This is a genomic window from Cellulosimicrobium composti, assembly GCF_010287905.1.
GTDB lineage: Bacteria > Actinomycetota > Actinomycetes > Actinomycetales > Cellulomonadaceae > Cellulosimicrobium > Cellulosimicrobium composti.
Genome location: NZ_JAAFAN010000046.1, coordinates 19,117 through 35,898, shown reverse-complemented (window position 1 = coordinate 35,898; position 16,782 = coordinate 19,117). Strand labels below are relative to the sequence as shown.

The window sequence follows — 16,782 nt, the reverse complement described above, 5'->3', positions numbered from 1 at the left end:
CGGTCGCGGTAGAACACGTCGCCCTGGCGTCCGCCGGTCAGGAACACCTGCCGCAGGTCGTCCGACACCCGCCCCCGTCGCAGGTGCTTGCCGAGCCGCAGCAGCGCGTCCTCGACCGGGCCGTCCGACGTGGTGGTCATGCCCCGCACCCGTCGTGCCCCGCGGCCGTCGCCGCGGCTCGACCGGGTGGAGCCGGCGCCGGCGACGTCGACGGCGCGGACACGTACGACATTCGAGCCTCCTGGAGCGAGCAGGGTGGGCGTTCGGTCGGTCTACTCGCCACTATGCCCACGGCGACCGGGAAGCGCGCGCCGAAACCTTCCCTCGCACGGCCGTGCGCCGGGCCGGCGCGACGCTCGCTACGGTGACGGCATGACCGAGCGCCCTTCCCCGCCGACCGTCGCCGTCGTCACCGTGTCCGACCGCTGCTCGCGCGGCGAGGCCGAGGACCGGTCGGGGCCGCTCCTCGCGGGGCTGGTCGAGGCGGCGGGCTGGCCCGTGGCCCGGGACCTCGTGCCCGACGGCGCCGCGTCGGTGCGCGACGCCGTCACCCGGGCGGTCGCGGCGGGCGCGCGCGTGGTGCTCACGACGGGCGGGACCGGCGTCGGCCCGCGGGACGTCACGCCCGAGGGGACGCGCGAGGTCGTGGAGCAGGAGATCCCCGGCATCGCCGAGGAGCTGCGTCGGCGCGGCGCCGCGCACGTGCCCGCGGCGGTGCTGTCGCGCGGGATCGCGGGACTGGTGCCGGGCCCGGCCGGGAGGGCGCTCGTCGTCAACCTGCCCGGCTCGACGGGCGGCGCGCGCGACGGCTGGGCGGTGCTGGAGCCGCTCGTGCCGCACGTGCTGGCCCAGCTCGACGGCGGCGACCACTGACGGTCGCGCGCGGGACCGGAGCGGGTCAGCCGCCGGCGAAGGGTGGGAGGACGTCGACGGTCTCGTCCGCGCCGACCGGGGCGTCGTCGCTCGACGCGCGCACGCCCCCGACGAGGAGCGAGCAGCGCGGCAGGACGTCCGCGAGGCCGGCGTGCCGCGCGACGAGGGCCGCGTGCAGCTCGCCGACCGTCGCGGCGTCGACGGTCTCGGTCTCGGTGCCGGCGGCGTCGCGCGCGCCGGCGAAGTAGCGGACGGTCGCCACGCTCACTCCCCGGGCGCGGTGCCGGGGAGCTCGGGCTCCGGCTCCCAGGCGAGCGCGAGCTCGGCGGCCCGGTCGAGGACCTCCTGCACGCCGCGGCCGGACCCGTCGTGCGCCGCGAGGCCCGCGACGTAGCCCGCGACGAACGTCGTGAGGGGCGCGGCGGGCCGCTCGATGCCGTGCGCGGCGTCGCGCGCGAGGTCGAGGATCGCGCCGATGTCGACCACCGCGGGGTCGAGGTCGAGGTCCTGCGCGAGCGCGTCGACCCAGCGTTCGAGGTTCGTCATCCAGACCTCCGGGTGTCGTCGGGGTGGCCGGGCGCCGGGCGTGCGTCCGCGCCGAGGCGGCGGTCGTGCTCGCGGGCATCCTCCCACGTGTCCACGTCGTCGGTGGCGCCGTCGTCGTCCGGGACGCCGAGCACCGGCAGGTCCGCGAGCAGGCGGCGCACCGACGCGCCGTGCGCGGTGGGCAGCGCAGCGAGCGCGGCGTCGAGCGCGGCCCGCTCGTAGAGTCCCACGAGCCACTGCTCGCGTCCGTCGCGCACGGCGAGCACGCCCGCCTCGTCGTGCGTCCGGCGGCGCGCGGCGTCGAGCAGCGCCGGGACGGCCCGGGCCGCGCCGGGGACGTCGCACGCGAGGACGAGCACCCAGGGTGCGGCGCCGTCGTCGGGCAGCGCGGCGAGACCGGCGGCGATCCCGGCCACCGGCCCGCCGAACGGCGGGTCCTCGCGCGTCAGCACGTAGCGGCCGGGGGCGGCGAGGTCCTCGGGCCCGACGACGACCGTCCGCCGCGCCCCGCGCGTCGCCGCGAGCGCGTGCTCCAGCAGGGGGCGACCCCCGACGACGACCCCCGGCTTGGGCGTCCCGAGGCGCGCCGCGCGACCCCCGGCGAGCACGACGGCGTCGTGCACGACGGCGGCCGCCTCGCCCTCGGGAGGGGTCGTCACGGCGCGCGGTGCCAGTCGCCGGACTTGCCGCCCGTCTTGGCGACGAGGCGCACGTCCGTGAGCTCGACGGACTTGTCGAGGCCCTTGACCATGTCGACCACGGCGAGCCCGGCGACCGCGACGGCCGTGAGCGCCTCCATCTCGACGCCCGTGCGGTCCGCGGTCCGGACGGTCGCGGTGACGTCGACGCCGTGGTCGCCCACGACGAGGTCGACGACCGCGCCGTGCACCCCGATGACGTGCGCGAGCGGCAGGAGCTCGGCCGTCCGCTTGGCGCCCGCGATGCCGGCGATGCGCGCGACGGCGAGCACGTCGCCCTTGGGGACCGTGCCGTCGCGCAGCGCGGCGACGATCTCGGGCGAGCACCGCACGACCCCGGTGGCGGTCGCGGAGCGGACGGTCGGCTGCTTGGCGGTGACGTCGACCATGCGCGCGTGCCCGCGCTCGTCGAGGTGCGTGAAGCTCATGGCGCCACTCTCGCACGCGCGTCCCGCCCGGCACACGGGCCGTTCGGCCCGGCCCGGGTCGTCAGTCGAGCAGCAGCACGCGCACCGCGTCGCCCGGCTCGACCGCGGTGACGTCGGCGGGGACGACGGCGACGGCGTCGGCGTGCGCGAGCGCGCTCACGCGGTGGGAGCCGGAGCCGTGCGTCGGCGTCTCGCCCGGGCGCGGCTCGCGCGCGCGGCCGGCCGGGACGACCTCGGTCCCGTCGGGCGCGGTGTGCCGCACGAGGACGAGCTGCTCACGCCCCGCGGGCGACGGCCACCCCTCCCCGGCCACGCGCCCGACGAGCGCGCGCCGCGGTTCGGGGACGCCGCGCAGCCGGTCGAGCACGGGCCGCACGAACAGCTCGAACGACACGAACGCGCTCACGGGGTTGCCCGGGAGCGCGAGCCACGGGACACCGCGCCAGCGCGCGAGACCCTGCGGCTTGCCGGGCTGCATGCCGACGGCGACGAGCCGCGCGTCGGTCACGGCGCTCTCCCACGGCGTCCCCGCCCGGCTCGCGCCGTCGAGGACCTCGCGCACCACGTCGAACGCGCCCGCGCTCACCCCGCCCGTGCTCACCAGCAGGTCGGGCGCGGCGCCGTCGAACGCCGCGAGCACGCCGTCGAGGGCCGCGACGAGCGCGCCCGCGGCGTCCCCGACGCCTCCCCGGCGCACCACGTCCGCCCCGGCCGCGCGTGCGGACGCCGCGAGCAGCACGGAGTTCGAGTCGGGGATCCGGCCCGGGCCCGGCGCGGTGCCGGCCGCGACGAGCTCGCTGCCCGTCGAGAGCACCGCCACGCGCGGGGCCCGGTGCACGGTCACGGTCGCGTGCCCCGCGGCCGCCGCGACGCTCACGTGTCGTGCGGTCAGGACGACGCCCGCCGCGACCACGACGTCGCCCCGGCGCACGTCCTCCCCGCAGGGGCGGACGTGCCGCCGCGACGCGTCGTGGATCGCGACCGTCGTGGGCGCGCCGCCCGTCGCGCCCGGCGCGAAGCGCCCCGTCGACGTGCGCTCGACGGGCACCACGACGTCCGCGCCCGCGGGGACGGGCGCGCCCGTCATGATCCGGACCGCCTCGCCCGGGCCGGGCCCCGCCCCGCCCGGGTCGCCGGCCGCGACGTCGCCCACGACGCGCAGCACCACGGGCGACGCCGTCGTCGCCCCGGCCACGTCCGCGGACCGCACCGCGTAGCCGTCCATCGCGGACGCGTCGAACGGGGGCGCGTCGAGCGTCGAGACGACGTCGGCCGCGAGCACCGACCCGACCGCGGCGTCGAGCGGGACGGGCGCGGTCGGCGTCGGGCGGACGAGCGCGAGCGCGTCGTCGGCGTGCTGGGCGATCGTCCGGCGCGGCTCGCGGGTCATGCCCGCACGGTAGCCGAGCCCGGGTGCCGTCCGCGGGGGAGTGGGTTACGTTGGTGGGACGGAGTCATGAAGCGGCCCGAAGCCCCCCGAAACCTGGGAGGACACCATGGCCTCGATCTCCGTGAGCCCCACCACCACGCTCGACCAGACGGCCCCCGTACGCCCCGCAGCACTCGCCGAGGTGCTCGCCGTCGGCACCCACCTCCTCGTGGGTCAGTACCGGGTCGAGCTGGCCACCGGGACCTGGTGGTGGTCGGACGAGGTGTACACCATGCACGGCTGGGAGCCGGGCGACGTCGTGCCGAGCCTCGACACGCTCCGCTCCCGCAAGCACCCCGACGACCGCGCCCGCGTGGTGCGCGCCGCGACGGACGCGATCCGCTCCGGCCGCCCCTTCTCGTGCGCGCACCGCATCGTCGACGGGCACGGCAAGGCCCGTTCCGTCGTCGTCACCGGGCAGGGCCGCCGCGACGCGCGCGGCCGCGTCGTCGAGATCGCGGGCTACGTCGTGGACGTGAGCCCGAGCCACAAGGAGGCGCTCGAGCGCGAGTCGCAGCGCGCTGTGACGCGCGCGTTCGTCAGCCAGGCCGCCGTCGAGCAGGCCAAGGGCGTGCTCATGGCGGTCCACGGCGTCGACGACGTCGCGGCCGGCCAGCTCCTCGCGGAGGCCGCCGGCGAGGCCGGCGTCCCCGTCCAGGAGACCGCGGCCCAGGTGATGCGCGCGCTGAGCAAGGCTGGCGGCGTCGGCCCGACGGCGGAGGCGACGGTCGCGGGTGCGCTCGCCGCCGTGCGCCCGGTCGCCCGCCCCCGTGCGCACGAGGCGCAGCTCGCGCGTCGTCGCGAGCCGGCCCGCTCGTGAGCGCGGACCCCACCGGACGAGGAGGAACCCCATGACGGACGGTGCCGGCTTCCCGGCGCAGCAGCAGGAGCCCCCCGGCCTCACCCGACCCATGGACCCCGTGCCCGACCACGGCGAGACGTCGTACCGCGGCAGCGGCCGCCTCGACGGCCGCAGGGCGCTCGTCACGGGCGGGGACTCGGGCATCGGCCGGGCGGTGGCCATCGCGTTCGCGCGCGAGGGCGCCGACGTCGCGATCGGCTACCTGCCCGAGGAGCAGGAGGACGCCGAGGAGACGGCGCGCTGGGTCCGCGACGCGGGCCGCACGTGCGTCCTCCTGCCGGGGGACGTGACCGACGAGGCGACCGCGCGGGCCCTGCCCGGGCGGGCGGCCGCGGAGCTCGGCGGGCTCGACGTGCTCGTCAACAACGCGGGGTTCCAGATGGCGCGGCGGGACTCGTTCGAGGACGTCACGACGGACGAGATCGACCGCGTCCTCAAGACCAACCTCTACGCGCTGCTGTGGATCACGCAGTCGGCGCTCGAGCACCTGGGCGAGGGCGCGGCGATCGTCAACAACTCGTCGATCCAGGCGTTCCAGCCCTCGACGTCGCTGCTCGACTACGCAGCGACGAAGGCCGCGATCAACAACCTCACGGTCAACCTCGCGGCGGAGCTCGGCCCGCGCGGCATCCGCGTGAACGCGGTCGCGCCCGGTCCGATCTGGACGCCGCTGCAGCCCGCGACCCAGCCCGAGGAGAAGATCGAGAAGTTCGGGCAGGACACGCCGCTCGGCCGGGCCGGGCAGCCCGCCGAGGTGGCGCCGGCGTTCGTCTTCCTCGCCTCGACGTCGGACGCGAGCTTCGTCTCGGGCACCGTCCTCGGGGTCACGGGGGGCAAGCCCGTGTTCTAGACGGGCACTCCTCCCCGGGCGGGCCGCGGACGGGTCGGCCGAGGACCGCGTCCCGCCCGGGAGGGTCGGAGGGCGGGCGGCAGCGCCCGCCCGGGGGTGGGTCCTTCGCGAGAGCGACGGCGCCCGTGACGGGATCAGCCGCCACGCCTTGTGCGGGCGAGACGGCCACCGCCCCCGCCTCGCCCGGGCCGTCCGGCCCGGGCGAGGTCCCCGGCGCGCTCGGCGCCGTCCGGACGTACGCTGGCGGTCGGAACCGAGACACGGCGGAGGAGGCGGCGCATGATCACCGAGCCCGGCACGAGCGGGACCGTGCGACCCCAGGGGGTCGGCGGACCGCTGACGGACGTTCCGCTCGTGGAGCTCATGGCCGAGGAGGCCACGGTCGCCGGGCTCATCGCCGAGGCCGCACGGACCCTCGCGGACGAGCCGACGCTCCAGCAGACCCTCGACCGGGTCGTCGAGCTCGCCGTGTCGATGGTCGACGGGTGCGAGTCCGCCGGCATCTCCCTCGTGACGCGCCGCAAGATCGAGAGCCCGTCGGTCTCCGACCCGCTCGTCGCCCGCGGCGACGCCCTCCAGTACGAGCTCGACGAGGGGCCGTGCCTCGACGCGATCCGCGAGCACGCGCTCGTGGAGTCGGGCGACGTCGCGGCCGACCCCCGCTGGCCCCGGTGGGCGCCGCGCGCCGCGGCCGAGCTGGGCGTGCGCTCGATGCTGTGCGTCCAGCTCTACACGTCCGCGAACGCGCACGGCGCGCTCAACATGTACGCGACGACGCGCGACGCGTTCGGCCCGGACTCCCACCACCTCGCGTCGACGTTCGCCGCCGTCGCGGCGGCCGCGATCTCGGCCGCGCGCACGGAGGAGCAGCTGCAGTCGGCGGTGCAGACGCGCACCCTCATCGGCCAGGCGCAGGGCATCGTCATGGAGCGCTACTCGCTCACCGCGGCGCGCGCGTTCGCGGTCATGAGCCGCGTGTCGCAGGACGCGAACATCAAGATGGTCGATCTCGCGCGCGAGATCGTCGACACCCGCCGCATCCCCAGCGTCGGGGAGGCGCGGGACGACTGACGCGCGCGCCCGGTCTCCGGGGCGTGCTCCGGCCGCCCGTCGGCTCAGGCGCCGGCGCCGGTCCGCTCGTCGTGCGACGCCCCGGCGTCGGCCAGGATCGCGTCGACCCGGCGGCGCACGTCCTCGTCGACCAGGGGAGCGGGCTCGTCGCCGTCCGCCGCGAGGCCGTCGACGAGGCGCCGCGAGAGTTCGCGCACCGGGACGTTGGCGACGTTCGAGCGGCGGCGCAGCACCGCGAACGCCTCGTCCGCGTCGATGCGCAGGGACGCCATGAGCACGCCTTTCGCCACGTCGATGACCGACCGCGACGCGTCCGACGCCTGGATCGAGGCCGTCGCCTCGCGGCGCGCGGCCTCGGCGTGCGCCGCCGTGAGGTCCACGAAGTAGCCGACGACCTGCGCCCACGGCAGGTCGCCGCCCGGGTGGGTGGCCTGCGCCGCGACCGCGAGCGTGCGAGTCACGCCCGACGCGTCGACGATGCGGTGCATGGACCCGAACGGCTCACCCGTGCGTGCCGCCTGGGCGAGCTCCTTCGCGACGCGCTCGCGGTCGTCGGGGTGCTTGTGGGAGAGGACGAGGGCGGTCGTCGGGACGACCTCGCCGGGGGAGAACCCGTGCATCTCGTACACCTCGTCGGACCACCACCACGTGTCCGTCGCGACGTCCACGCGGAAGCGGCCCACCGGCTGCGGGTCGCCCGGGCCGAGTGCGGCGAGCAGGTCGGCGAGCGCCGGTGGGACGTCGTCGTCGGGAGCGGTGACGTCGTCGCGCATTGCAGAGTCCATCGATGGGGGTCCCCGAGGGTCGAGCAGGACGGAGCCGATTCCTGACCCCAACGGGAGGAAGATTAGCGCAGCGACGGTGCGAGGGAGGACCTGTGGACAACGATGTCACGGACGGCCGTGACGAGTCGCCGGACGAGCGCTCCGACCGCAACTGGGTCGAGCTGCTCCAGGAGCTGCGCGTCATGCAGATGGGCGTGCAGATCCTCACCGGGTTCCTCCTCACGCTGCCGTTCCAGCAGCGCTTCGGCGACCTCGACACCTTCCAGACCGGTGTCTACCTCACGCTCGTGGCGCTCGCCGTGCTCTCGACCGGCCTGTTCGTCACGCCCGTGAGCCTGCACCGCGCGCTGTTCCGCAAGCACCGCAAGACGACGCTGGTCACCCTGAGCGACCGCATCGCCCGGGCCGGCGTGCTCGTCCTCGCTTTCGTCGTCACGGGGACGGTGCTGCTCGTCGTCGACGTCGTGGTGGACCGGACGGCGGCGCTGTGGTCGAGCGCGGTGGCGCTCGTCCTGCTCGTCGGGCTGTGGTTCGTCATGCCGCGGCTCGTCGCGCACGGCCCCGCGGAGCGCGTCTGAGCGCGGCGCGTCAGGGGGTGGCGGCCTCGGCGCGCGCCCGGACGCCGCGGCGCACCGGACCGAGCGTGAACAGCAGGGTGACCAGGGCCGTGACGGCGAGCAGCGCGAACCCGAGCCCGTACGTGCCGTCGAGCTGGTAGACGGCGCCCATGAGCAGCGGCGGGATGAAGCCGCCGAGCCCGCCCGCGGCCCCCACGAGGCCCGTGACCGCACCCACCTTCTCGACCGGCGCGACCTTCGACACGAGCGCGAACGTCGCGCCCGACGACGCGCCGAGCGCCGCCGCGAGCCCGAGGAACGCGACCGTCCCGACCGGCACGAGCGACGGCTGGAACGCGACGACCGCGGCGAGCCCCGTCACGACGGCGAAGCACCCCACCGAGACGGGCACGCCCCCGAACCGGTCGGACAGCGCGCCGCCGACGGGACGCATGACCACGGCGAGCACGACGAACCCGGCGGTGCGGGCCGCGGCGTCGGAGGCGGTGAGGTCGTAGGCGTTGACGAGGAACGTCGGCAGGTAGACGGAGAACGCGACGAACCCGCCGAACCCGACCGCGTAGAGCCACGAGAGCTGGAGGGTCGCGGGGAGGCGGAACGTCTGCCACGTGCGCGCCCAGAAGCCGCCCGCGGGCGCGGTGCCGCGACCGGGCGGCACGCGCAGCAGGAGCCACGCCACGACGGCGAACACGGCGAGCACGGCGGCGACGAGCAGGAACGGCGCGGCGTCGCCCCACGCGTCGCGGATGCGCACGGTCGTGAACGCCGAGATCGCGGTGCCGCCCATGCCCATGCCGAAGACGCCGACGGCCGTGCCCCGGCGCGCGGGCGGGTACCACGCGTTGACGAACGGGACCCCGACGGCGAACGCGGTGCCGCCGAGCCCGAGGAAGAACCCGCCGACCAGGAGCGCGACGAAGCTGTCCGCGACGAGGCCCACGAAGAGCACGGGCAGGATCGTCAGCGCGCTCACGAGCGGGAACATCACGCGCGCGCCGAACCGGTCGGTGAGCGCCCCGACGGGGATGCGGCCGAGCGACCCGACCACGACCGGGACGGCCACGAGGACGGACACCTGGACGTCGGTGAGGTCGTAGAGCTGGCCGTACGCCGCGCCGAGCGGGCTGATGAGCGCCCACGCCCAGAAGTTCACGGCGAAGCCGATCGTCGCGAGGACGAGCATGAGCGTCGGGGACGCCGACGCGGGCGGCGGCTGCGCCGCGGAGGGTTCGACGGTCCCGCTCGCGTCCTGCTGCGCCATGGCGACTCCTGAGCCGAGGGTGCCCGCCGTCGGGCACGAGGGAGGTCGTTGCGTCCAGCGACTCCACGCTAACGACGCTCGTCGCGCCGCGCGCGCGGAACCCCCCGTACCGTGGGGGCGTGCTCGACTGGCTCTTCGGGGGCGTGGCCCTGCTCAACGTGTACGCGCTCGCCCTCGTGGTGCTGCGCGCCCCGCTCTACCGCACGCGCGTGTACCGCCCGATGCTGCTCAACATCGGCCTGTCCATCGCCCCCGTGATCGTGCTGGGTCTCGTCGTCCTCGTCGACGCCGTGCTCATCGCCGGCGGCGCGCCGCCCGCGGTCGTCTTCACCGTGGCCGGCGCGGGCCTCCTCGTCTGGCTCCTGCTCCTGCCCAACGCGGGCTACCTCGTCACGGAGCTCAACTACAGCCACCGGCGCGAGGACGAGCGCGTCCCGCTCTGGTACGACATCGTCGCAGTCCTCACGCTCGCGATGTCGGGCGTCATGAACACGGTCGTCAACGTGTTCCTCGCGCAGGCGCTGCTCGTCATCGTGCTGTACCCGAACGACGACGACCCGTTCCACCGGCCCGTCTCGTGGATCGTCGCGCTCGCGCTCCTCGCGCTCGTGACCGTGGGCATCTACCTCGGCCGGTACGTGCGCTTCAACAGCTGGGACCTGGCCCACCCGGTCCAGTTCGTGCGCAAGCTCGTGCGGCACTTCCGGGCCCGCGGCACCGTGCGCGACGCGCTGCTCTTCGTCGTGCTGCACACCCTGTTCTTCGCGCTGATGTACGCGATCGTCATGGGCCCCGTGACGACGCTGCTCGTGCGCGGGGCCTGACGCCGCCCACCGCCCCCGTAAAATGCGCGCCGTGACGACGACCGCGCCGAGGGCCGCCCGGGACGTGCCGCTGGTCCGCGCCGTCGTCGGGACGTGGCCCCGCCGCGTGGCGCTCGGCGTCGTCGTCGGCGTCGTGGCCAGCACGGTCGCGGCTGGCGGGCTCGCGCGCCACGTCGCCGCCGACGCCGGCCCGGCCCGCGCGGTCGCGGGCGAGGCCGTCGCGACGGGCCCCTTCGACGTCACGGTGCGGTCGTGGACCGTGACGGACGCCGTGCGGGCCGACGACCTCGAGGGTGCGGGCGCCGACGCGTGGCTCGTCGTGGTCGTGGGGGCCGACAACGCGGACCGCGAGTCGCGCCGCCTCGACCGCACGGCCGTGACGCTCCCGGACGCCCTGCCCGGCGGGCTGGCGCTCGCGGGGGACGCGGAGCCGGACCGGCCTGACCCGACGCTGCTCGTGCGCGACGCGTCGGCCTACCCGCTGCTGCAGCCCGGGCTGCCCGAGGACGTCGCCCTGCTGTGGCCGGTGACGCTGGACGCCGAGGACGCGCTCCTCGACGGCGGGCCCGACGAGCCGCTCACGGTGACGCTCCCGGAGTTCCGGTACCGCGACATGACGGTCGGCGGGGGACGACGGTGGGCCGAGACCGGCGACGTCGTGCTCGTCGACGTCCCGCCCGGCGACGTGCCGCCCGGGATCGTGGACCCGCCCGAGGACGAGGAGGACTGGTGACCGAGCCCGCCGCGGCGACGACCGCCGTCGTGCACCCCGAGGACGCACCTGCCCCGCGTCCGCGGCGCGCCGACCGGGCCGCGACCGTCGTGCTGCTCGTCCTCGCCGTCGTCGTCGGGGCGGCCGTCGCGCGCGTCGACACGTGGTGGCCCACGCTCACGCCGACGACGACGCGCGGCGACGTGGGCGACGTCGTCACCGCGGGTCCGTTGCGCGTGCGGGTCGACGACGTGCGCACGGGCACCACGCTCGAGGACGGGTACGACACGCTCACGACGGGCGGCGTCTGGGTCGCCGTCGACCTCGCCGTGTCCGCCTCGACGCGCGAGGCGAGCATCGACACGCTCGAGCTGCGCGACGCCGCGGGTCGGGACCACGAGGCGTCGCAGCGCGCGGGGAACCGCATCCTCAGCCGGTACGTGGACCCGGACGTGCCCGAGGTGGGGACCGTGGTCGTCGAGGTGCCGGAGCGCGCGCTCGACGGCGACCTCGTGCTGCGCGTGCTCACCGAGCACCAGGACGCCGACCTCGACCGCCCGCAGGCGATCGCCGAGATCGACCTGGGCCGCGTCGAGGCGCCCGCGGCCGGGACGGTCGTCGAGGTGGTCGGTCCCGCGCTCGTCCCGGGCGGGTGGGACGCGTGAGCGGCGGCTGGTGGCGCACGAACCGGTGGTGGCTCGTCGTGCTCGCGGGCGCGCTCGCGGCGCTGTGCACGATCACGTGGCGGTCCGACGCCGTGCAGGGGTGGTGGGCGAGAGAGCCGCACCGCGCGCACGGGGTCGACGCCGAGGGCTGGGCGCAGGTGGGGGACGTCCGGGCGCGCCTCGCGGGGCTGGAGCAGGTCGACTGGCTCGACGACGGGTACGGCGGCCGCATCGAGGTGCCCGACGGGTACACGCTGTGGGCGGCGGACGTGTCGCTGCGCTCGGACGCGCCCGACGCCCCGGCGAACGAGGAGGAGGAGGAGGAGTCCTTCTCGTCGTGCGAGGTCGTGCTCGTCGACGCCGCCGGGCGCGAGTTCACCGCGGGCGCGTCGGCGCTGCCCGGGATGCCGTACCCCGAGGCCCCGTCCTGCACGGGCGCCGTCTCGAGCCGCAGCACGCAGCACTTCCTCACGCCCGGCGACGCCCGCCCGGTCGAGGTGCGCCTCGTCGAGCCCGACCTCCTCCCGGACTACTGGGCGCTGCCGGTCCCCGCTCCGGCCTGACCCGTGCCGCCTCGTGCACGCCCTTGACACCGGGGCGATGAATGTTCATAGTGCATGATCAATACTCTCGATGGGAGGACGATCATGACCTGGGTGTCGTGGATGCTCGGAAGCCCGGTGCCGTTCGCTCTCGCTCTCGCGGTCGACCTCACCCTGCTCGCGACGGCCGCCGTCGCCGCGCTCGTGTGGTGGGACGGGCGGCGAGCCGTCTCGCCCAGCTCGGCCGGGCGACGCGCGGTGCGCCACGCGGCGGTGACGAGCGGCGGCGCCGCCGCGCTCGTCGTCGCCGGCGTGCTGGTGCCGCCGCTGTTCTTCGCCCTCGGGATCGTCTCGCTCGGGGCGCGCGGCACGGCGACCGTCCCCCTCGTCGCGCTCGTCGGCGCGCTCGCCGTCCACGCGGTGGGCGAGCTCACGTGGCCACGCCCGCGACACCGGCAGCGCGAGGCGCGGCTCGTCGCGCGCTCCACGGCCGACGTCGTCCCTGCGGCCACCCGGCGGCTCGCCTGGACCTGGGTCGCGGGGATCGCCGTCGTGGCGGCGTCCTTCGGGCTGCTCTCCGACGGCCCGCGCTCGATCTCCCGCGTCGTGACGCCGTACGAGGCGTACACGGTCGCGCCGTTCCCGGGCTGGTTGTGGACGGTGCCGATCGTCGTGGCGGCGGTCGTCGCCGTCGTGGCGTCGGAGGTGGTGCTGCGCCTGGTCGTGTCCCGACCGGCCGTCGAGGACGTGGACGAGGAGTGGGACATGTGGCTGCGGCGCCGGGTCGCCCGCCGCGTCGAGCGCGCCACGCAGCTCGTGCTCGGTCTGACCCTCGGGGGGCTCGTCGCCCTCGGCGGGCTCTCGCTGCGCTGGCTGGGCCTCGGGCTGGGCGACGGCGTCCGGACGGGACCCGGCCTCAGCCCCGGGCACGTGCTGGCGGGGAACGTGCTGCTCGCGGTCGCGTGCGGCGTCGTCCTCGTGGCGCTCGTCGCCCTGGTGTGGCCGGCGCGTGACCCGGCCCCGCGGGCAGCGGGAGCGCGGGTGGCCGAGGAGGCCGCCGCGTGAGCCTCGCCGTCCGCATCGACCTCGACTCCACCACCCCGCACTACGAACAGCTCCGGGCGCAGATCGCGGCCCTCGTCGCGGCGGGCGACCTCACGGACGGTCAGCGGCTGCCGACCGTGCGCGCGCTCGCGAACGACCTCGGCATCGCGCCGGGGACGGTCGCGCGCACGTACCGGGACCTCGAGGCCGCGGGGCTCGTGACGACCCGTCGCCGCGTGGGGACCCTCGTGACGGCGCCCCCCGCCACGCTGTCGCGAGCCGCGGTGACGGAGGCCGCCGCCCGGTTCGTGCGGCTCGCGCGCGACCACGCCCTGACCGACACGGAGATCCGGGACGTCGTCGCGGCGGCGCTCATCGCCGGAAGGCGCCGCGCCGCCGACCCGGCCGCGTCAGACGACTGACGCGGCGGCGCGCGCCCGCGCGGAGCGTCGCGTGCGCAGCGCCGACGGGAGCCCGAGGTTCGCGAGCAGCGCGTCGGCGGCGGCCGCGAGCAGCGCGGTGGTGAGCACCTGGACGACGACGGTCGAGACGATCCCGAGCGGGTCGACGAGCGCGCGCCACGCGACGATCCCGGGCTGCCCGACGACGGCCTGCGCGACCGTGAGGACGACCTGCTCGCCGAGCGTCAGGAGCGCGAACGCGACGCAGAACAGCAGCACCGCGCCCCAGCGGCTGCGCCACAGCATGCCGAGCGCGCCGACGAGCCCGCCGAACCGGCGGCCCGGGTCGAGCATGAGCTCCCAGGCCCGCCGCGCGCCCCGGTCGCCGAGCGTGCGGTTGAACCGGTCGACGACGCGCGTCGCGCGGTCTGCGGGCGTCGTCCCCGGGACGGTCGCGTGCGCGGGGTCGACGACGTCGATCGCCTCGACGCCGTAGACGATCGTCCCGAGCGTGAGCCACGCGAGCGGGACGACGAGGCCCGTGACGACGCCCGCCACGAGGAGCGACGTCGCGGGACCGAGGGCGTCGACGAGCGGCCGCAGCGCGTCGACGCGCGCGACGACGCCGTCCCACCACGCGCCGACCTCGACGACGACGACCCGCGTGCCCCACCACTCGCGCACCCGGCCCACGACGGCGGTCACGGTGAACGCGCCGACGACGATCCACACGACCTCGCAGTAGCCCGCCACGATGCGCACGGCGGCCGAGCGCGCGCTGTGCCGGGCGTCGGAGCCGGACGAGGCGACGCGGCGGTCGAGGCGCCTCGCGAGGCGGTCGAGGAGCGTGCGTGCCAGGAGCGCGCCGGCGACGACGGCGAGGACGGTGACCCCGAACCCCTCGGGGATCGGGCTGGCCGTCCGGATCCCCGACCCGGCGGCGAACGCGTGGTCGAGCGCCGCCGAGTCGACGTACGTCTGCCAGTCGGACGTCAGTCCGCCGTAGAACTCGTAGATGACGAGGTACGGGACGAGCACCGACGCGATCGAGCCGAGCAGCGTGCGGGCCTCCAGCCGGTCGCGCCCGGACCGCGGCTCGCGGCGCAGCACGTGCAGCATGACGACGATCCCGACGACCGTCGCGAGCGGGGAGAAGCACAGCACGAGGAGTCCGAGCACGCCGGACGACGGCGCGACCGCGAGCGCGGCGCGCAGCGCGAGCTCGTGCAGCACCTCCGCGACGACCGCGACGGCGACGAGCGCGGGCCAGTGCCGGGCGAGCAGCCGGCCGGTGTCGGCGAGCACGCGCAGACCCGCGCGCAGCACCGTGTCCCGGGTGCCCGGCGTCGGGCTCTGGGTGGTCGCCGTGGGGGCCGTCACGCGCGCCAGGGTACCCGCGCGACCGGGGACGTCCGCACCCGGCGGGCCGGGCGTCCCCCTGGCCCCGGCGGCGTCGCGCGCGGGAGGATCGCCTCATGACACGTCACGCGATCGTCGTCGGCGCCGGGATCGCCGGCCTGACCTCCGCCGTCTCGCTCGCGCGCACGGGCTGGGACGTCACCGTGCTCGAGCGTGCGGCCGAGGCCGGCGAGGTCGGGGCGGGGTTCGCCATGTCGCGCAACGCCGTCGCGGCCTTCCGCGGGCTCGGGTTCGACGACGACGACGTCGCCGCACTCGGGTACGCCACGTGGGCGGGCGGCACGTGGGACCTGCACGGGCGCCCGATCCTCGCGCTGCCGGACACGTCGGAGATGCGGGCGTCGGTCGCTCTCGTCGGCGTGCACCGTCGTCGGCTCCACGCCGCCCTGCGGCGACGGGCTGCGGACCTCGGTGTCGAGGTCGTCACCGGCACCCCCGTCGAGGCGCTGGACCCGGGCGACCCCGAGGGTCGGCCGGCCGTCGTGGCCGGGCGCGAGGCGGACCTCGTCGTCGGCGCCGACGGGATGCGCAGCGCCGTCCGCTCGGTCCTGTTCCCCGCCGTGCGGCCCGTGCACAGCGGGTACGCGAGCTGGCGCGCGGTCGTCCCCGGCGCGTACGGCGACGTCGCGCTGCGGCAGTACTGGGGGCCGCACGCGGAGTTCGGCGTGCTGCGCGTGGCCGCGGACGAGACGTACTGGTACGGGTACGTCGCGATGCCCGAGCGCACGCGGCTGCGCGACGAGCTCGCCGCCGCGCGGGCACGGTTCGACGGGTGGGCGGAGCCGGTGCGCGACGTCCTCGCCGCGACGCCGCCCGACGTGGTGCTGCGTCACGACGTGCACCACCTGCCCCGCGGCGTCCCGCGCTACGCGTCCGGGCGGGTGGTCCTCGCCGGCGACGCCGCGCACGGCACCCTGCCGACGATGGGTCAGGGCGCGGCCACCGCGCTCGAGGACGGGCTGTGCGTCGGCCTGCTCGTCGGGTCGCCCGTCGCCGCCGGCGGGCGGCTCGCGCCCGCCCTCGTCGGGTACGACGCCGCACGTCGGCCTCGGTGCCGGGCGCTCGCGCGGGCGTCGGTCGCGTCGGGCCGGTTCGGCGCCCACCTCGGCGGCGGGTGGCGCCAGACGGTGCGCAACGGGCTCATGCGGCTCACGCCCGCGGCCGCGATCGAGCGCGGCTCCCGGGCGGCGATGGGCTGGACCCCGCCCGAACCCGCGGCCCCGGTGCCCTGACGGCGGCGCGGACCGCCGCCGGGTGGCGAGGAGGGGCGACGACGCTACGCGCGCGAGGCGAGGCGGGCGACGACGCGCTTGGCCTCCTTGCCCGCGAACCGGCGCGCGAGGACGCCGACGCCCGCGGCGACGGCCGCGAACGTCACGGCCGAGACGATGCCGACCTCCTCGTCGTCGAGGTCCTTCGGGGCGTCGTGCCCGGTCACCTTGGCCCAGACGAACGTGACGAGCTTCTGCGCGGCCCAGCCCGCGGCGAACGTCAGCGCGACGGTGCCGACCTTCACGGCCAGGGTCTGGTCCTCGGTGTCTGCCACGGCGATCCTCCAGGTCAGGGGCGACGGTGTGCTGCGCACCACCGTAGTCGTCCCGCACCGGCCACGCCGCGCGTGCCGGGCCGCGGTGTAGGCTCGACGTGAACGACAGGGGAGCTCCTGGAGGAGCTGAGAGTGCGGACCACCGCAGACCCTCGAACCTGATCCGGTTAGCACCGGTGGAGGAAGTCGGGAATCTCGATCACCTGCTCGTGCGGTCCTCCGCGCTCCGACGGCGGCCGCGCGGGCCG

21 protein-coding genes and 1 riboswitch are annotated in these 16,782 nt (G+C 76.5%); of the genes, 12 read left to right on the top strand and 9 right to left on the bottom strand.

Annotation, left to right across the window (positions count from 1 at the left end; translation table 11 throughout):
* The first annotated feature begins 372 nt into the window (after positions 1-372).
* Positions 373-873 carry a MogA/MoaB family molybdenum cofactor biosynthesis protein gene (locus GYH36_RS13575; protein WP_024841566.1) on the top strand — a complete coding sequence of 167 codons (501 nt, stop codon included), beginning with the start codon at positions 373-375 and terminating at the stop codon, positions 871-873.
* Positions 874-898: 25 nt separating this feature from the next.
* On the opposite strand, the gene GYH36_RS19760 is transcribed toward GYH36_RS13575, so the two are convergent.
* The 5 genes from GYH36_RS19760 to GYH36_RS13555 form a co-directional block, all read right to left on the bottom strand.
* Entirely contained in the window at positions 899-1,135 is a 237-nt protein-coding gene (locus tag GYH36_RS19760; protein ID WP_024841565.1) for a MoaD/ThiS family protein, read from the bottom strand.
* 2 nt (positions 1,136-1,137) lie between these two features.
* The gene (locus GYH36_RS19755; RefSeq protein WP_024841564.1) at positions 1,138-1,419 is read right to left on the bottom strand and encodes a DUF6457 domain-containing protein; all 282 of its coding nucleotides are present in this window, start codon (positions 1,417-1,419) and stop codon (positions 1,138-1,140) included.
* Positions 1,416-2,078, bottom strand: a complete 663-nt coding sequence (gene mobA / locus GYH36_RS13565; protein WP_231492878.1) for a molybdenum cofactor guanylyltransferase — start codon at positions 2,076-2,078, stop codon at positions 1,416-1,418. Before mobA ends, GYH36_RS19755 begins: the two co-directional genes overlap by 4 nt.
* Positions 2,075-2,545 carry a cyclic pyranopterin monophosphate synthase MoaC gene (moaC, locus tag GYH36_RS13560; protein WP_024841562.1) on the bottom strand — a complete coding sequence of 157 codons (471 nt, stop codon included), beginning with the start codon at positions 2,543-2,545 and terminating at the stop codon, positions 2,075-2,077. The genes mobA and moaC overlap by 4 nt, the downstream gene beginning before the upstream one ends.
* A gap of 61 nt (positions 2,546-2,606) precedes the next feature.
* The gene (locus GYH36_RS13555) at positions 2,607-3,935 is read right to left on the bottom strand and encodes a molybdopterin molybdotransferase MoeA (RefSeq protein ID WP_162290103.1); all 1,329 of its coding nucleotides are present in this window, start codon (positions 3,933-3,935) and stop codon (positions 2,607-2,609) included.
* A 106-nt stretch (positions 3,936-4,041) separates the two neighbouring features.
* Between GYH36_RS13555 and GYH36_RS13550 the strand changes: the two genes are divergently transcribed.
* From GYH36_RS13550 to GYH36_RS13540, 3 genes are all read left to right on the top strand, one after another.
* Positions 4,042-4,794 (top strand): PAS and ANTAR domain-containing protein, encoded by a 753-nt coding sequence (locus GYH36_RS13550; RefSeq protein WP_024841560.1) that lies wholly within the window; start codon positions 4,042-4,044, stop codon positions 4,792-4,794.
* A 31-nt stretch (positions 4,795-4,825) separates the two neighbouring features.
* Positions 4,826-5,686 (top strand): SDR family oxidoreductase, encoded by an 861-nt coding sequence (locus GYH36_RS13545; RefSeq protein WP_115943333.1) that lies wholly within the window; start codon positions 4,826-4,828, stop codon positions 5,684-5,686.
* A gap of 279 nt (positions 5,687-5,965) precedes the next feature.
* On the top strand, positions 5,966-6,757 hold the full coding sequence (locus GYH36_RS13540) for a GAF and ANTAR domain-containing protein (protein ID WP_231492877.1): 792 nt from the start codon (positions 5,966-5,968) through the stop codon (positions 6,755-6,757).
* Between the two features lie 44 nt (positions 6,758-6,801).
* Here the strand turns inward: GYH36_RS13540 and GYH36_RS13535 are convergent, their stop codons facing one another.
* The gene (locus GYH36_RS13535; protein ID WP_115943332.1) at positions 6,802-7,542 is read right to left on the bottom strand and encodes a PAS and ANTAR domain-containing protein; all 741 of its coding nucleotides are present in this window, start codon (positions 7,540-7,542) and stop codon (positions 6,802-6,804) included.
* Positions 7,543-7,634: 92 nt separating this feature from the next.
* Here GYH36_RS13535 and GYH36_RS13530 point away from each other — a divergent pair, with 92 nt between their 5' ends.
* A complete protein-coding gene (locus GYH36_RS13530; protein ID WP_024841556.1) occupies positions 7,635-8,120 on the top strand; it encodes a DUF6328 family protein in 486 nt (161 codons plus the stop codon).
* Between the two features lie 10 nt (positions 8,121-8,130).
* On the opposite strand, the gene GYH36_RS13525 is transcribed toward GYH36_RS13530, so the two are convergent.
* Entirely contained in the window at positions 8,131-9,381 is a 1,251-nt protein-coding gene (locus GYH36_RS13525; protein ID WP_024841555.1) for an MFS transporter, read from the bottom strand.
* A gap of 119 nt (positions 9,382-9,500) precedes the next feature.
* Here GYH36_RS13525 and GYH36_RS13520 point away from each other — a divergent pair, with 119 nt between their 5' ends.
* The 6 genes from GYH36_RS13520 to GYH36_RS13495 all read left to right on the top strand — a co-directional run bounded on the left by GYH36_RS13520 (position 9,501) and on the right by GYH36_RS13495 (position 13,590).
* The gene (locus GYH36_RS13520; protein ID WP_024841554.1) at positions 9,501-10,205 is read left to right on the top strand and encodes a DUF1361 domain-containing protein; all 705 of its coding nucleotides are present in this window, start codon (positions 9,501-9,503) and stop codon (positions 10,203-10,205) included.
* Positions 10,206-10,236: 31 nt separating this feature from the next.
* Entirely contained in the window at positions 10,237-10,938 is a 702-nt protein-coding gene (locus GYH36_RS13515) for a hypothetical protein (RefSeq protein WP_162290102.1), read from the top strand.
* On the top strand, positions 10,935-11,582 hold the full coding sequence (locus GYH36_RS13510; RefSeq protein WP_162290101.1) for a DUF4352 domain-containing protein: 648 nt from the start codon (positions 10,935-10,937) through the stop codon (positions 11,580-11,582). Before GYH36_RS13515 ends, GYH36_RS13510 begins: the two co-directional genes overlap by 4 nt.
* A complete protein-coding gene (locus GYH36_RS13505; RefSeq protein WP_162290100.1) occupies positions 11,579-12,145 on the top strand; it encodes a hypothetical protein in 567 nt (188 codons plus the stop codon). The genes GYH36_RS13510 and GYH36_RS13505 overlap by 4 nt, the downstream gene beginning before the upstream one ends.
* Positions 12,146-12,229: 84 nt before the next feature.
* Complete coding sequence (locus GYH36_RS13500) at positions 12,230-13,189, top strand: hypothetical protein (protein ID WP_115943329.1); 960 nt, start codon at positions 12,230-12,232, stop codon at positions 13,187-13,189.
* Complete coding sequence (locus GYH36_RS13495) at positions 13,186-13,590, top strand: GntR family transcriptional regulator (protein ID WP_162290099.1); 405 nt, start codon at positions 13,186-13,188, stop codon at positions 13,588-13,590. Before GYH36_RS13500 ends, GYH36_RS13495 begins: the two co-directional genes overlap by 4 nt.
* On the opposite strand, the gene GYH36_RS13490 is transcribed toward GYH36_RS13495, so the two are convergent.
* Positions 13,579-14,949 carry a hypothetical protein gene (locus tag GYH36_RS13490; protein WP_155100011.1) on the bottom strand — a complete coding sequence of 457 codons (1,371 nt, stop codon included), beginning with the start codon at positions 14,947-14,949 and terminating at the stop codon, positions 13,579-13,581. The two genes, GYH36_RS13495 and GYH36_RS13490, sit on opposite strands and share 12 nt — an antisense overlap.
* Positions 14,950-15,044: 95 nt before the next feature.
* Here GYH36_RS13490 and GYH36_RS13485 point away from each other — a divergent pair, with 95 nt between their 5' ends.
* Positions 15,045-16,220 carry an FAD-dependent oxidoreductase gene (locus GYH36_RS13485; protein WP_162290098.1) on the top strand — a complete coding sequence of 392 codons (1,176 nt, stop codon included), beginning with the start codon at positions 15,045-15,047 and terminating at the stop codon, positions 16,218-16,220.
* A gap of 44 nt (positions 16,221-16,264) precedes the next feature.
* On the opposite strand, the gene GYH36_RS13480 is transcribed toward GYH36_RS13485, so the two are convergent.
* The gene (locus tag GYH36_RS13480; RefSeq protein WP_024841546.1) at positions 16,265-16,534 is read right to left on the bottom strand and encodes a DUF4235 domain-containing protein; all 270 of its coding nucleotides are present in this window, start codon (positions 16,532-16,534) and stop codon (positions 16,265-16,267) included.
* Between the two features lie 97 nt (positions 16,535-16,631).
* A riboswitch (TPP riboswitch) is annotated at positions 16,632-16,736 on the top strand.
* Positions 16,737-16,782: the final 46 nt, after the last annotated feature.